Raw genomic sequence first — 14,035 nt, forward strand, 5'->3', positions numbered from 1 at the left:
AAACCGAGCCTGCTCCCGGGTTCCGCCGGGCGGCAGCGCCTACCGGCCCCGGCCGTACGGTCGAAGGTCCTACCCCCTCCGGGTAGCGGTAACAGGAAGCGCTCAAGACCACGTACCAGCAGCCTTGCCCTATACCCCCTAGGGGTATATGTTCGAGGCGGAGGTGGACCTCATGACACGCCACGACACCCACCATGCCCCGCTCGCGACGGCACCCGAGCACCCGCACCCCGCTCACGGCCACGTCGCCGAGCGGCACGCAGATCACACGCCAGAGCGTCGCCCGCCGGATCAGCCCCAGCACCACGACCACCACGGGGGACACGGCGGCGGACACGACAAGCACGCCGGGCACGACCCGGAGCAGTTCCGGCGCAAGTTCTGGCTGAGCCTGGCGCTGACCGTGCCGATCGTCGCCACCAGCCACATGATCATGGACTGGTTCGGCTACACCCTCGACTTCCCCGGCATGACCTGGGTCGGGCCCGTCCTGGGGTCCCTGGTCTTCGCCTACGGCGGCTGGCCGTTCCTGGCCGGCGCCGTTCGGGAGGTCCGCGACCGGGCTCCCGGCATGATGCTGCTGATCGCGATGGCGATCACCGTCGCGTACGCCGCCTCGCTGGCCACGAGCCTGGGTGCGTTCAGCCTCGACTTCTGGTGGGAACTCGCCGCGCTGGTCACCATCATGTTGCTCGGGCACTGGCAGGAGATGAAGGCGATCGGGCAGGCCCAGGGCGCCCTGGCGGCCCTCGCCGCCCTGCTGCCCGACGACGCCGAACGCCTCGACGACGCCGGGCAGCCGCACCGGGTGCCCGCCGGCGACCTGCGCGTCGGCGACCTGGTCCTGGTCCGCTCCGGCGGCCGGGTTCCCGCCGACGGACGGATCGTCGACGGGGCCGCCGAACTCGACGAGTCCATGGTCACCGGCGAGTCCCGGCCCGTGCCCCGTACGGTCGGCGACAAGGTGGTCGCCGGCACCGTCGCCACCGACTCCACCCTGCGGGTCCGCGTCGACGCCGTCGGCGAGGACACCGCCCTGGCCGGCATCAGCCGGCTCGTCGCCCAGGCGCAGGCGTCCGCCGGCCGCGCGCAGGTGCTCGCCGACCGGTTCGCCGCCTGGCTGTTCTACCTCGCCACCGCCGCCGCGCTGATCACCTTCGGCACCTGGTGGGCACTGGGCGACGTCAACGAAGCCGTGGTCCGTACGGTGACGGTTCTGGTGATTGCCTGCCCGCACGCCCTCGGGCTGGCCATCCCGCTGGTCATCGCCCTGTCGACCGCGGTGTCGGCGAAGGCGGGCATCCTGGTCAAGGACCGCATGGCGCTCGAACGCATGCGTGGCGTGGACGCGGTGCTGTTCGACAAGACCGGCACCCTGACCAAGGGCGCCCACACCGTTACCGCCACCGCCGCCACCGCAGGGCTCACCGAGGACGAGGTGCTGCGGGTCGCCGGCGCGGTGGAGGCCGACAGTGAGCACCCGCTCGCCCGGGCCCTGGTGCGGGCAGCCCAGGGGCACGGTCTGATTGCCACGGCGCGGGACTTCCGCTCCCTGACCGGACGCGGCGTCCAGGCCGTGGTCGACGGCACCTCCTACGCGGTCGGCGGTCCGGCGCTGTTGCGGGAGCTCGATGCCACTGTGCCCGCCGACCTGGCGGACGCCAGCAGCCGGTGGTCGGCCCGCGGCGCGGCCGTCCTGCATCTGCTGCGGCTGCCGGCGGACGGCCGACCCGAAACGATCGGCGCGTTCGCGCTGGAGGACGAGGTCCGGCCGGAAGCCCGGGAGGCGATCACCGAGCTGCGGGAACAGGGCGTCAAGAAGATCGTGATGATCACCGGAGACGCCCGCCCGGTCGCCGAGGCGGTCGCCGCCGACCTGGGCTTCCGCCCCGGTGTGGACGAGGTGTTCGCCGAGGTGCTCCCGGCGGACAAGGACCGCGCGGTCGCCGACCTGCAGGCGCGGGGCCTGACGGTGGCCATGGTCGGCGACGGGGTCAACGACGCGCCCGCCCTGGCCCGCGCCGACGTCGGCATCGCGATCGGCGCCGGCACCGACGTGGCCATCGAATCCGCCGGTGTCGTCCTGGCCTCCTCCGACCCGCGCGGCGTCACCGGCGTGATCCGGCTGTCCCGCGCGTCCTACCGCAAGATGGTGCAGAACCTGGCCTGGGCGGCCGGCTACAACGTGGTCGCGATCCCCGTCGCGGCCGGCGCGCTGGCGTGGGCGGGCGTGGCGCTCAGCCCGGCGGTCGGCGCGGTGCTGATGTCCGCCTCCACCATCGTGGTGGCGCTCAACGCACAACTGCTCCGACGGGTCCGCCTCACCCCCGGACGCCGTTGAACGTCCCGCTCTGGCCCGGCCGGCTCGCCGCAGGCCGGGCCAGAGCCGTCACGAGGGATCCGGGCGGCGACACGGACCGCCGGTAGGCGACCGCGACGGCCAGGGACAGCACCACGATCCACCCGGAGGCCAGCACCAGCGCGCCGAGTTCGTCGAACCCCCGGGTCAGCGCGCCGTCGAGGAGAACCCTGACGCTGCCGTAGCCGGGAAGCGCCTTCGCCCAGGACGGCGGCTGGGAGCGCAGCATCGGGCTCTGGCTGATGCCGAGGTCGAGAAAGGGCAGCAGAAACGCCATGAACACCCCACCGACCCGGCCGAAGACCGGCGCGAGCAGCGCACCGACGAGCGCGTACGTGCCGGCGACCAGAAGGTTCCCGGCGGCGTACACCGGCCAGCGGACCGCGTCGAACACCGACGCCGTGGTGGCCAGCGACACCACCGTGGCCAGCAACGCCGCGGCGGCGAGCACCCCGAGCCGGCCGGCCAGCAACGCCGCCGGACGCAACCCCGCCAGGGCCGCGCGGCGGTCGCCGGCGCGGCTGTCCAACAGCGTGAACAGACCGGCCAACGCCGCCAGCGAGGCGACCGCGATGGGCGCCATCGTCGCCCCGTGCACCTCGGGCATCGGGTAACTCCCGGCCAGCCGCCGGCCGTGCTCCCGCACCGTCACCGTGATGGGCTGGTCGGGAGTGATCGCGTCCGCCAGCAGGATGAAGATCACCGGCACCGCGACGTAGAGCGCCCACAGGGCCGGATTGCGGCGGGCGTCGCGCCACGCCGCCCGGCCGGCGCCCGCAAGCTGGGCCCGCCACCCGCCCGGCCGCTGCCGGCGACGGGGCTGCCCGGCGCGGCGGGTACGCCGCACCGCGAGGGTCCAGGCGACCGCGACCGCCGCGACGGTCCACACCAGGGCCCAGCCGACGTCGCCGAGCCGGCCGGCGTGCCCCGACGGGAGATCCACCATCCACGAGGTGACGAAATGCGTCGGCAGTATCCGGGTGCCCACCCGCTCCTGGGCCCCCATCGCCGGGCCGAGAAAGACGTCCAGGATCCAGATCAACAGCACCACCACCGAGCCGTTGACCGGGTTGCTCACTAGCGTTCCCACGGCCGTGCCGATGGCGACGTAGATGACCGCCGCCATGAGTGTGCCGACCACCACGTGCCCCGGGCGGTCGATACCGGTCCGGAGCGCGAGTGTGACCAACGCGATCGCGCTGACCAGCACGGCCAGCGCCAGCCCGGTGAGAAGCCGGGCCGCGACCATGCGTGCCGGCCGCAGCCCGGCCAGCACCACCCGTTGGTCAGTGTCGCGGGTGGCGGCGCTCTGGAAGTACATGCCGATGCCGGCGAGGAACGCCGCCGACCACGCGGCGGTGGCGTTCTCGACCGCCGCGCCGCCGCGGCCGCCGAGAATCCGCGCGGCATCGGCCAGGGTGCCCGCCACCACCGCCACGAAGACCACGGGTACGACGACCAGCAGCAGCAGGTTCACCCGGTTGCGGGCGTAGTCGGCCAGGAACCGCCGCACGAACGCCAGGACGGTCACCGGGATGCCACCCGGCCGTCCGTGATGGCCACGATCCGGTCGAAGCGCTCCTCGTCCACCACGAAGTGGCTGATGACCAGTGCGCTGCGGCCGGCCCGCCGGCGCTCGCCGACCAGGTCCCAGAACTTCTGGTACGTGTCCCAGTCGAAGCTCGCGTAGGGCTCGTCGAGCAGCATCAGTTCCGGGTCCGGCAGCAGGGCCAGTGCCAGGTTGAGCTTGGCGAGGGTTCCGCCGGAGAGCCGCTCGGCGCGGGTGCGGGCGTACCGGGGGAAGCCCAGTTGGTCATACAACGACTGCCGGGACCGCTCCGTCTCCTCCTCGGCCATGCCATAGGCGTGGCCGAACAGGTCGAAGTGCTCGTCGCAGGTCAGCCGCGGATACAGCTGCGGGCTCTGCGGGCAGTAGCCGATCCGTCCGCGGTGCGACACGGTCCCCGCGTCTGCGCGTAGCGCGCCGACCAGAATCTTCATCAGGGTGCTCTTGCCCGAGCCGTTCTCACCGATCACCCCGACCACCTGACCTGGCCCCAGGTCGAGATCCACCCCACGCAGCACGGGCAACGCCGCCGGAACGGTCCCCGACGGTAGGACTTGCGCAGGCCCCGGGCCGTCAGCACGGCCGTCCCCGGCGGCCGGTCGGCTGCGGATTCCTCACCGCCGGTCACAGGTCACCTCCGTGCGCACGGGGTGGTGGTGCGAGGGTTCGTACTGCCCCAGCTTAGGGGCGGTGGGGGAGGGGTACCGCCGTTACGCCGGGCCCGTCTGCAGCGGCTGCCACCGCGCACGGTGAGGGCGACGGGAGTGTCCCGGGTGGTTCCGCGCGCCTGCCCGGCATCCTGGTCTTCGTGGTGTGGGTCCCCTCGGCAGGGTGCCCATGCGTGCCATCTACTATGCGTGATTAGTAGACGCGTGTCGGGATCGCTCGTTCCTGCCCATCTCGGCACGTGTGCTCTCGTGACACACGAGGAGGTGGCGATGCGACAGGTGGCGGGTTACCCCCATCGCGCGACGCAGCGCGCGGCGACTCTGGCACTGGCCGGCGCCATCGGCGCGGCGGCGGCGTTCGTCCTTCGCTTCGATCCGACCGACCGGGTCGCCGACCCCACCGGCCCCTGCCTCTGGCACGCGATGACCGGCATCAACGGTCCGGGTTGCGGCGGCACCCGAATGTTCTACTACCTGCTGCACGGCGACCTCCTCGAAGCGGCCCGCCACCATCTGGCCGCTCTGATCGCCGTTCCCTTCCTTCTCTACGCGGGCATTCGCTGGGCCGGCGTCGCCTGGTTCGGGCGGGAGTTGCCTGCGCTGCGGTTGTCGCCACGCGTCTACTGGATCTATGGTGCCGCCTTCCTGCTCTACAGCACCGTGTTGCGCAACCTGCCGTGGCCACCGTTCAGCTGGTTCGACATCCCGAACCTGACCCCTTGATGCGGCGGCTTCAGACCTCGATCTCTGGCAGGCGGATTTGCACCGACTATCCTGGTACAGCATGAAAAGCGCGAAGGCGGGCGCGTCGGGCGGGCCGGAGCAGCGCGCGGCCCTGTGGCTGATGCTGCTCGTCGCACTGGCCTTCGGTGTTCTCGGCATGCACACCGTCGGCCACCATCCCAGCCTCAGGGGCTCCGGCGTCGAAAGCGCGATGGCGGACCTGCGGCACACACCCGTGGTGCCGGCAGGCGAGCAGAGCCTCAGCGGCTCGGACGGCCACGGTCGCGGCGTTGACGCATTCGCCGTATGTCTGGCGGTGCTCGGCGCGGCGGTCGTTCTCGCCTCCCTGTCGATGCTCCGGCGGTGCCGACGAGAACTGCCCGTATCCGCACGCGCCAGGCAGTGGACGTGGGGTCGAGGATGTGGCCCTCCGCCCCGACCTCCCCTCGGACTGCGGATGACCGCGGTGTCGGTCCTGCGGACATAGACCCTCGCGCGCCGCCAAGCCCCCATCACAGGACCGTCTGCCAACCACTAGCGACAAGGACCATTCACTCGATGAAGCGAACCATCCTGCGCCGGACTGCCCTTGCCGGTGTCGCCCTGTCCGCTCTGCTCGTCACTGCCGCCTGCGGCGGGGGCGACGACATGGCCGGCATGGACCATTCCAACAGCAGCCTGTCGACCGGCGCCTCGTCCGCAGCGAACGGCACGTTTAACGACGCAGACGTCATGTTTGCCCAGATGATGATTCCGCACCACCAGCAGGCCGTTGAGATGGCCGGCCTCGCTCCGAGCCGCGCGAAGGACCCGGAGCTGAAGGATCTGGCCGCCAAGATCAAGGCCGCCCAGGATCCCGAGATCACCACCATGAAGGGCTGGCTGACGGCGTGGGGGAAGCCCACGTCTCCGCCCAGCGGCCACAACATGCCGGGGATGTCGGCCTCGCCCGGGCATGACATGCCGGGGATGAATTCGGACATGCCGGGCATGATGTCCGACCAGGAGATGGCTGACCTCACGGCCGCCAAGGGCACTGACTTCGACAAGAAGTTCGCCCAAATGATGATCGCCCACCACAACGGCGCCATCGAGATGGCCAAGACCGAACAGGCCAACGGCAGCAACCCGGACGCCAAGGCTCTCGCCGCCAAGATCGCCGCAGACCAGGCGGCGGAGGTGCGGACCCTCCAGAAGATCCTCGACCGCCTGTAGGCGCGTACCTGTCCGGCCGGGCTCGAACTCTGGTTCGAGTCCGGCCGGTCCCTTTTCCGGCTGACCGCCCTGAATCCTGTGGCCGGGGCCTCACCTGCGGAATGCGGGAACCGGGCCGCCAGTTGGTCCTTAACCGCAGGCCGGAGCCGGACGCTCCGGGGTGTGCGTATCCCGGCTCGCAGGCGCGTGCCGAACCGAGAAGAGCGGCGAGTGGTCCGCGTGATCGCTGCGGCTCCCCGAGGAGAGGCGATACATGAACAACCCTGCCCGACGGTTTTCGGTCAGCAACACCCACAACTCCGCCGTGGTGAGGAAATGCGTGGCCGCGGCGGGAGTGGCTCTTGCCGGCATCGTCGCCGCAGGTCCGGCGACAGCTGCCTTTGCCAACCCGGCTGCTGCCGAGGCGACAGCCAGAGCAGCTTCCGGCAAACAGGTGAACGACTACACGTTCCAGGCGCAGCCCAACATCTACTACTGCGGTCCTGCCTCCACGCGGATCGCGCTGAGCGCGCAAGGAAAGATCGAAGACCAGGACAAGCTGGCGAGTGAACTTGGCACCACCTTCGCCGGCACCGCCTCGGCCTTCGAGATCACCCGAGTGCTCAACGACAGCCTGGGCGAGCGGGAGTACAAGACCGTGGAGATTCCCAACGAATCGGCCAGCGCCGACGAGGTGCACCGGCTCAGGGCCGACCTCACCAAGGCCATCGACGAGCAGCGCATCCCGGTGGTCAACGTCATCGGTGCCGCCGTGGGTGCCGAAGGCGTCACCCGATCCTTCCCCGTGGGGCACTACCTCACCGTGGTCGGCTACGACAGCGACGGGGGCCGTCTCAAGATCGCCGATCCCTGGCAGCCTGTCGGTGATGGCACCTACTGGATCTCGGCTGCGGACCTGGCGAACTGGTCCGCCTCGCGCGGCTACTCGGCCTGACCAGCACCGTGGGCCCCTCGCCGTTCTGGCGAGGGGCCACTGTGCGGCTCGGCGATCCGGCGACGGACCCCTCCACCGCGGTCGATCCGACGATCAGGCCCAGATCACGTGGGTGACGACCATGGTGCCGTCGGCGAAGTGCCGGACGTAGGTGGAGTGCCGGTCGGCGCGGGAGCCGCTGACCAGCGTGCCCCAGCACTCCGGGGAGTTGCCGACCGAGGCGCCTGCCGGCGCGGAGCCGACCGTGCTGGTCGAGTCGACGTGCGAGTAGATGGTGACCAGTTCGTCGTAGTCGTGCTGGTTGGGGTGCTGGTTGGTGCTCGGGTCGTTGGTGTAGTCCATGCAGGTGCCGAGGTTGGCGTTGTTGAAGTTCTCGTCCTGGTGGTCGAGGCCGAAGGTGTGGCCGACCTCCTGGCAGGTGACGAGGTTGCGCCACGCCGGGGTGTTGTACTGGGCGGTGTTGAAGTAGGTGTCGTTCAGCTTCACGGTGCCCTGGGTGATGTGGGTGCCGCCGGTGACCGAGATCGAGGCGATGCCGAGCCAGCCGTTGTTGCCGTAGGTGGAGTTGCACACCTCGACCCGACCGGCGGTGGCCTTGCAGGTCTTCGGGCTGACCGAGCCGGCCACGACGGTCGTTCCAGGACGGTGGACTTGCTCCAGTCGGCGGAGGCGCCGGACAGCGCCGAGTCCCACTGCGAGCTGACGTTGTCACCGAGCTTCAGGCTGAACGGGTTGGCGGTGCGAGCCCAGTGGTAGCCGCCCCAGCTGTGGTTGGCCTGGGCGGGCGACGGGAAGGCCAGCAGGGCGAGGGCGGCGGCACCGGCGGCGGCCAGCAGTTTATTGCGCATTCCAGCTCCTCTGGGAGTGCCGTGGAGGGTGGGTACGGCATCGACTCGGGTCACTTCATACGCCTGCCCTGGCGGGGGTGGAACCTTGCGGAACGCAACCTTTCCGCCGTCTGCAAATATGGACCATCGTCGAGGTCGTTCTGGCCGGGCCGCGCGCTCCTGAGGTATCGGGCCTCTGTGCTCGCCAGCCCTCACGGTCCCGGTGCGCCTTGCTGGCCTGGCGGGTCGCCCCGCGTACCCTTGCGGGCACGAAGGGAGCGCACGTGGCAGAGCTGGGCAGACTCGAGGCGGCGGTCATGGACGTCCTGTGGCGGGCCGGCCAACCTCTGCTGGTCAGAGAGGTCCTCGACGCACTGACCACCGACCGCGCTCTGGCCTACACGACGGTTCTCACCGTGCTCGACAACCTGCACCGCAAGGGTTGGGCGGCGCGTGCGAAGGATGGCAAGGCCTACCGTTATCGCCCAGCCGGCAGCCGGGAGGAAATCGCCGCTCGCACGCTGCGTCAGGTGCTCGAGACCAGCACGGACCCCGACCTGGTGCTTCTGCATTTCGCCAGGTCGGCCTCGGATCGGGAACTGCACATCATCAAGCAGGTGCTCCACGAGCGGGAGCCCGGGGCGTGAGCGTCGCGCTGGCACTGGTCGCCGGTGTCGTGGCCGCCGCCTGGTGGGGGCCCGTCGCGTTGCGATTCTGCTTCCGCCACGTTGCTGACCCGGTCGCCGTGCTGCTCGGCTGGCTCGGGCTGCTCGTCGCCGTGACGGCCACCTTCGGCGTCGCCGTCGCCGTGTTGCTCGCCCCGGGCGCTGCCCACGAGTGGGCACTGCATGACCTCGCCCGACTGTGTTGGCACTGGGCGCGGCCCAGCCGTCCCCCGGCCCTCGGCGAGGTCCTCGGCGGGGCGGGCGCTCTGGCCATGGTCGCGGCATTCACGAAGTTCGCCGCGTCCTGCGTCCGCCGCGCCCGGACGGCCGGTCGCGCCCGGCGCGTGCACGGGGATCTGCTGGCTCTCTCCGGCGGCGCGGCCGAGCCCGGTGACGGGGCGGTGCTGTGGATCCCACACCCCACCCCGTTGGCGTACAGCCTCGGCGGGGCCGGCGGGTTGACTGTGCTCGCCAGCTGTACCCGAGATCTGCCGGCGGATCAGCTCGCCGCGGTGCTGAGCCACGAGCGCGCCCATCTGCGCGAGCGCCACCACCTGCTGGTATCCGCCGTGGAAGGGCTTGCATCGGCCGTTCCCTGGCTGCCGCTGACGCGGGAAGCACCCGCCGCCGTCCGTCTGCTAGTCGAGCTGCGTGCGGACGCTGCGGCCGTCCGGGAGTGCGGCCATGCGGCCGTGCGCAATGCGCTCTTGAGCTTCGCTGGTGCGCCCCATCCGCCGTCCGCCCTGTCGATGGCCGGGGGAGAAGTGGGAGTCCGGTTGCAGCGGCTTCAGTCGCGTACCCCGCACGGCCGCAATCTTGCGACCCGGACCGCGTTCGCTGCGGCCGCCCTCGGGGCGCCCGTGGGCATCGGCATGCTCGCCGCGGTCCTCACCTGTCTCTAGACGGCCGCCGCGCACTCTGACGCGTGGGATGGAAGCGTCAGCCGGCGAGGCCACCGGTTTCATGGCCGCTGCTGGTCAGGTGGGCACGCAGTTGGTCGTCGGTGGGCTCGACCAGGAATTTGCCGTCCGGCCACACCAGGGTGGGAATGCGACGTTGCCCCTGCTGCAGGCCACGGATCAGGTCCGCCGCAGCCTGGTCCTCATCGACGTCGACGTACACGTACGGGATGCGGGCGGCGTCGAGCAGGGCGCGGCTGCGTCGCACGTCGGGACACCAGCCGGTGCCGTACACGACGAGCTCATCGGGGCGGGAACGATCGTTGACGGTCAACTCGGTCTCCTCGTCGCCGGGACGGATGGCAAGGCGGCATCCCTGGGCGCCAACCGGTGCCCCAGGGATGCGAGATGCCCCGCGGGTCAGTCCACGAGCTGGTAGCCGGCCCGCTGCACGACCGCGCGGACCTCGGCGGTGTCCAACGGGTTCTCGCTGAGAACGGTGATGGTGCCCGCGGCCACGTCGGCCTGGACGTCGGTCACGCCGGCGATCTCGGAGACGTGCCCGGTCACCTTCTTGGCGCAGCCGCCGCAGGTCATGCCGGACACCTGGTAGGTGCTCCGGGCGCCGCTGCCGGTGCCCTGGGCCGCCGGGGCGCTGTCGATCGTGATGGTGCCGCAGCCGCAGCTGGCTTCATTGCCGCACATGGGATCTCCTCGGTGTCGCAGACGATGGCGTGACGGTGCGCAAGGCCCGTCCGTCGACGGTCGGCTGTGCGCCGGCCCGCAGGCGTTTGAATATACCCCTCCCCGGTATGCCCCTCAAGACCTCGACCGATCCGTGTGCTTACCCTGGCATGTCATCCGGATCACTTGACGACAGGTACCGGTGGGGGGTACAAAATTGCCGCTACCCATACCCCCTAGGGGTAAGAAAAGGAGTGATCACGATGTCATCCGGATCGAAGCGCTGGTGGGCCCTCGGACTCATCGCCCTCGCCCAGTTCATGGTCATCATGGACACCTCGATCATCGGCGTCGCGCTACCACGCATACAGGCGGATCTGGGTTTCTCACCGGAGAGCCTGTCCTGGGTCTTCAACGCCTACGTCGTCGCGTTCGGCGGCCTGCTCCTGCTCGGCGGCCGGCTGTCCGACCTGTTCGGCGCCAAGCGGATGTTCGCCGCCGGCTGGGGTGTCCTGCTCATCGGCTCCGCCGCCGCGGGCCTGGCCGGCAGCGTCACGGTCGAACTGGCCGCCCGCGCCGTACAGGGAGCCGGTGCGGCGCTGATCGCCCCGTCGGCGCTGACGCTGCTGATGATGCTCTTCGGCGCCGAACCCAGGGAACTCACCCGGGCCCTCGCCCTCTACGGCGCGGCGGCACCCGCCGGTGGCACCGCGGGCGTCTTCCTCGGCGGCGTCATCACCGAATACCTCAGCTGGCCGTGGGTCTTCTACATCAACATTCCCATCGCCGCGCTCGCGCTGCTGGCCACCCCGGCCCTGATGCCCGCCGGCGGTACCCGCCGCGGTTCGCTGGACGTGCTCGGCGCCCTCACGGTCACCATCGGTCTCGGCGCCGCGGTGTACGGCATCGTCCGCGCCCCCGAGGTGGGCTGGGCCTCTGGGCAGACCTGGCTGGTGCTCGCCGGAGCCGTGGTCGCCCTCGCGGCGTTCGTCGCCATCCAGGCGGCCCGCCGGGAGCCGCTGATGCGGCTGTCGATCTTCCGGGCGCCGAACCTCGCCGCCGCCAACGTCGCCCAACTTCTGCTCGGTGCGGCGTGGATCCCGATGTGGTTCTTCCTCAACCTCTACCTGCAGCAGGTCCTCGGCTACAGCGCCTTCCCCAGCGGCGCGGCACTGCTGCCGATGACCATCCTCATCATGATCGGCATGATCGCGCTCGCCCCGCGCGCCATCGCCCGCTTCGGCCCGAAGCCCATGGTGGTCACCGGCCTCGCGGTCCTCGCCGTCGGACTCGGCTGGCTCGCGTTGGTCCGCCCCGACGGCAGCTTCACCGTTGACGTGCTGCCGGCCTCGCTGGTCGCGGCGCTGGGTATGTCGCTGGCGTTCATCCCGTCGCTCGGTACGGCGATCTCCAGCGCCCGCCCCGAGGAGGGCGGACTCGCCTCCGGCATCGTCAACACCGGCTACCAGGTCGGCTCCGCGCTCGGCCTGGCCGCGATGACCGCGGTCGCCTCCGCCGCCGGCGCCGACCGGCTCGGCGATCTGCCCGCCCTCACCGACGGATACTCCGCCGCCTTCGTCGGCGCCGGGATCATCGCCGCCGCAGGCGCCCTCACCGCCGGTCTCACCCTCCGCGCGGCCAAGCGACAGCCTGTTAACGAGGCCGAGACAGTACCCGCGGCCTGACCGAATCCATCAACCGCCTGTCTGACGCCGGTGGATGAGTCTGATCCCGACTGATCCACCGGCGCATTCATACGATCAGCGCCCGACCCACGCGAGGCGGCCCTGGCGGTGAGGTGCCCTCGACTCCTGTCACGCGCTGCTGCCGACTACGTCTCGGCGTTGACGAGGATCGCGGTGACCAGCACGACGGCGACCATCAGCAACGCCTCGACCAGGACAGTGCGGCGTAGCTGATAAGTGGCGTCCATCGCGCGGTCATCCAGCCTGGGCACGACGCGCCGGCTGTTGTACAGCCCGACGAGGGCAACAGCCGCCACCAGGGCGACCTTGACGAGAAGCACCCGCCCCCAGTCGGTGGTCACGAGATGGCCCGGCCGTTCCAGGATCAGCAGGGTCAACGCGACGCCAGCGACACCCGTGAGCGCTACCGCGGCGGTGGCCGGTATGGAGAATCGCACCGCCATTTCGGCGGCACCCGTCGGTACGCCGAGGCGGGCGCGGCTCAGCAACAGGGCAGCCAGGAGAAGAACTCCGCCGACCCACACCGCGGCGGCAATGGTGTGGGCGAAATCGGCCGCCACGACGACGGCCCGAGGTTCCGCGGTGACGGTGTGCCCATCGACCAGAAAGGAACCCAGCAGCAGTGCCACGGTGACCGCCATGAGCACAGGCCGCACCGGTCGCGCTCGCACCCGCTGAACGCCGTCGCCGGCCGCGCTGACGGCGGCAGCCGTCACCAGGTTCCGGGAGTCGGTGGGTATCGCTGCGACGGTCGGAACGGAGTGACGCCCGACCGCGTGCCGGCCCCGAATCAGCGCCGCTTCGAGTGAACCGGACACGAGCAGACCGGCCGCACCGGTGAGTCGCAGGACCAGGCCGGCGGCCACCGGTGTCTGGCTGAGGGCGGTCACCGACGAGGCGCTGGCCGCCGAGGCGAAGGTGCCCTGCTCGCTGAAGACCGCCGCGAGTGCAACCAGCTCAAAGGCCGCTCCAGCCGCCACCGCCAGCCCCGCCGTCCGCACCCAGATCTGCACCACCCGGATGTCACTGCGTGTGCCGACCAGTGTGGTCAACGCGAAGACAAGACCACCGACACCGAGCAGGATCGCCCCGTAGGAAAGCCAACGCCCGACGGCGCCGACAAACCGCACCGGCGCCTGTTCCGCGTCGGCGGTGTGGCCAACAGCGTGTCCTCCCGCGTGTGCCGACGGCGAAGCCGGGGGCACACCTGGCCCACCATGGCCGGCATGTCCGTGCGGGCTGGCTGTTGCCTGGGGTTTAGCGGCCGTTCCGGGCGTCGGGGGAGGCGAGGCCACCGTAAACGTGATGACACCCGTCAGGGGGTGGGCGTCCGGGGCCGCGACGCTCCATCGCAGCTTGAACGTGCCGGTGGTCAGGCGAGCGGTCGGGTGGACCAGCCACGTTCGGCCTCCGTCGGGCGTGTGGCTGGCGGCCGGTAGGCCGATGCCGTTGCCGTCGGAAAGCTTGAATCCCGCTCCTGTGGGCGTGCCGGCGGCGCTGAGCGTCAGCCGGATCTCCTGGACGGCGCCGTCGATCCGCGCGCCGTCGGCCGGAACGGCCCGGAGCAGCTTGAAATGTGCGGCCGCAGGGGAAGCGAACCCGAGGGCCACGATGAGGGCGGGAAACAGCGCCAGCCACACCCGAATTGCCCAGCGCGCGGCGCGACGTGCTGGCGACTGAGGACATGCGAGACCCGGCGATGCAGCAAGCAAGGTCAGGCCGCCCGGCGACGCCGCTGGAAAGGCACTGTTGATCCTTCCGCCAAGGAGGCGCGGGCCGGTGCCCACA

The 14,035-nt window shown here is 70.8% G+C and carries 14 protein-coding genes; 8 read left to right on the forward strand and 6 right to left on the reverse strand.

Translation table 11 applies throughout. The features are described from left to right. Positions 1-172 precede the first annotated feature (172 nt). Positions 173-2,341: a heavy metal translocating P-type ATPase gene (locus IF06_RS0114335; RefSeq protein WP_225319487.1), complete on the forward strand. Its 2,169-nt coding sequence runs from the start codon at positions 173-175 to the stop codon at positions 2,339-2,341. Here the strand turns inward: IF06_RS0114335 and IF06_RS0114340 are convergent. Both IF06_RS0114340 and IF06_RS0114345 read right to left on the reverse strand, forming a co-directional pair. Further along, positions 2,322-3,890, reverse strand: coding sequence for an ABC transporter permease (locus IF06_RS0114340; RefSeq protein ID WP_063778291.1), 1,569 nt, complete (start codon positions 3,888-3,890; stop codon positions 2,322-2,324). The two genes, IF06_RS0114335 and IF06_RS0114340, sit on opposite strands and share 20 nt — an antisense overlap. Next, positions 3,887-4,396, reverse strand: coding sequence for an ATP-binding cassette domain-containing protein (locus IF06_RS0114345; RefSeq protein ID WP_230650666.1), 510 nt, complete (start codon positions 4,394-4,396; stop codon positions 3,887-3,889). Before IF06_RS0114345 ends, IF06_RS0114340 begins: the two co-directional genes overlap by 4 nt. A gap of 468 nt (positions 4,397-4,864) precedes the next feature. On the opposite strand from IF06_RS0114345, the gene IF06_RS0114350 reads away from it, so the two are divergent. From IF06_RS0114350 to IF06_RS0114360, 4 genes are all read left to right on the forward strand, one after another. Then, on the forward strand, positions 4,865-5,317 hold the full coding sequence (locus IF06_RS0114350; RefSeq protein ID WP_030271525.1) for a DUF2752 domain-containing protein: 453 nt from the start codon (positions 4,865-4,867) through the stop codon (positions 5,315-5,317). 61 nt (positions 5,318-5,378) lie between these two features. Beyond that, complete coding sequence (locus IF06_RS33615; protein WP_071098622.1) at positions 5,379-5,804, forward strand: hypothetical protein; 426 nt, start codon at positions 5,379-5,381, stop codon at positions 5,802-5,804. Positions 5,805-5,875: 71 nt separating this feature from the next. Beyond that, positions 5,876-6,532, forward strand: coding sequence for a DUF305 domain-containing protein (locus IF06_RS0114355; protein ID WP_030271527.1), 657 nt, complete (start codon positions 5,876-5,878; stop codon positions 6,530-6,532). A 253-nt stretch (positions 6,533-6,785) separates the two neighbouring features. After that, complete coding sequence (locus IF06_RS0114360) at positions 6,786-7,466, forward strand: C39 family peptidase (protein ID WP_052166170.1); 681 nt, start codon at positions 6,786-6,788, stop codon at positions 7,464-7,466. Between the two features lie 93 nt (positions 7,467-7,559). Here IF06_RS0114360 and IF06_RS32125 read toward each other — a convergent pair whose 3' ends face one another. Then, positions 7,560-8,093, reverse strand: a complete 534-nt coding sequence (locus IF06_RS32125; protein ID WP_052166171.1) for a hypothetical protein — start codon at positions 8,091-8,093, stop codon at positions 7,560-7,562. Positions 8,094-8,577: 484 nt separating this feature from the next. Between IF06_RS32125 and IF06_RS0114370 the strand changes: the two genes are divergently transcribed. Beyond that, positions 8,578-8,940: a BlaI/MecI/CopY family transcriptional regulator gene (locus tag IF06_RS0114370; RefSeq protein ID WP_082171187.1), complete on the forward strand. Its 363-nt coding sequence runs from the start codon at positions 8,578-8,580 to the stop codon at positions 8,938-8,940. After that, the gene (locus IF06_RS0114375; protein WP_030271533.1) at positions 8,937-9,860 is read left to right on the forward strand and encodes a M56 family metallopeptidase; all 924 of its coding nucleotides are present in this window, start codon (positions 8,937-8,939) and stop codon (positions 9,858-9,860) included. The genes IF06_RS0114370 and IF06_RS0114375 overlap by 4 nt, the downstream gene beginning before the upstream one ends. A gap of 37 nt (positions 9,861-9,897) precedes the next feature. Here IF06_RS0114375 and IF06_RS32130 read toward each other — a convergent pair whose 3' ends face one another. Continuing rightward, positions 9,898-10,191 carry a glutaredoxin family protein gene (locus IF06_RS32130; RefSeq protein WP_047890777.1) on the reverse strand — a complete coding sequence of 98 codons (294 nt, stop codon included), beginning with the start codon at positions 10,189-10,191 and terminating at the stop codon, positions 9,898-9,900. 86 nt (positions 10,192-10,277) lie between these two features. After that, the gene (locus IF06_RS34325) at positions 10,278-10,562 is read right to left on the reverse strand and encodes a heavy-metal-associated domain-containing protein (RefSeq protein ID WP_036310742.1); all 285 of its coding nucleotides are present in this window, start codon (positions 10,560-10,562) and stop codon (positions 10,278-10,280) included. 242 nt (positions 10,563-10,804) lie between these two features. On the opposite strand from IF06_RS34325, the gene IF06_RS0114390 reads away from it, so the two are divergent. After that, a complete protein-coding gene (locus tag IF06_RS0114390; protein ID WP_030271537.1) occupies positions 10,805-12,226 on the forward strand; it encodes an MFS transporter in 1,422 nt (473 codons plus the stop codon). Between the two features lie 146 nt (positions 12,227-12,372). On the opposite strand, the gene IF06_RS0114395 is transcribed toward IF06_RS0114390, so the two are convergent. After that, a complete protein-coding gene (locus IF06_RS0114395) occupies positions 12,373-13,887 on the reverse strand; it encodes a copper resistance CopC/CopD family protein (protein WP_030271539.1) in 1,515 nt (504 codons plus the stop codon). Positions 13,888-14,035: the final 148 nt, after the last annotated feature.

The sequence above is a fragment of the Micromonospora globosa genome, assembly GCF_000717585.1.
Classification (GTDB): domain Bacteria; phylum Actinomycetota; class Actinomycetes; order Mycobacteriales; family Micromonosporaceae; genus Micromonospora; species Micromonospora aurantiaca.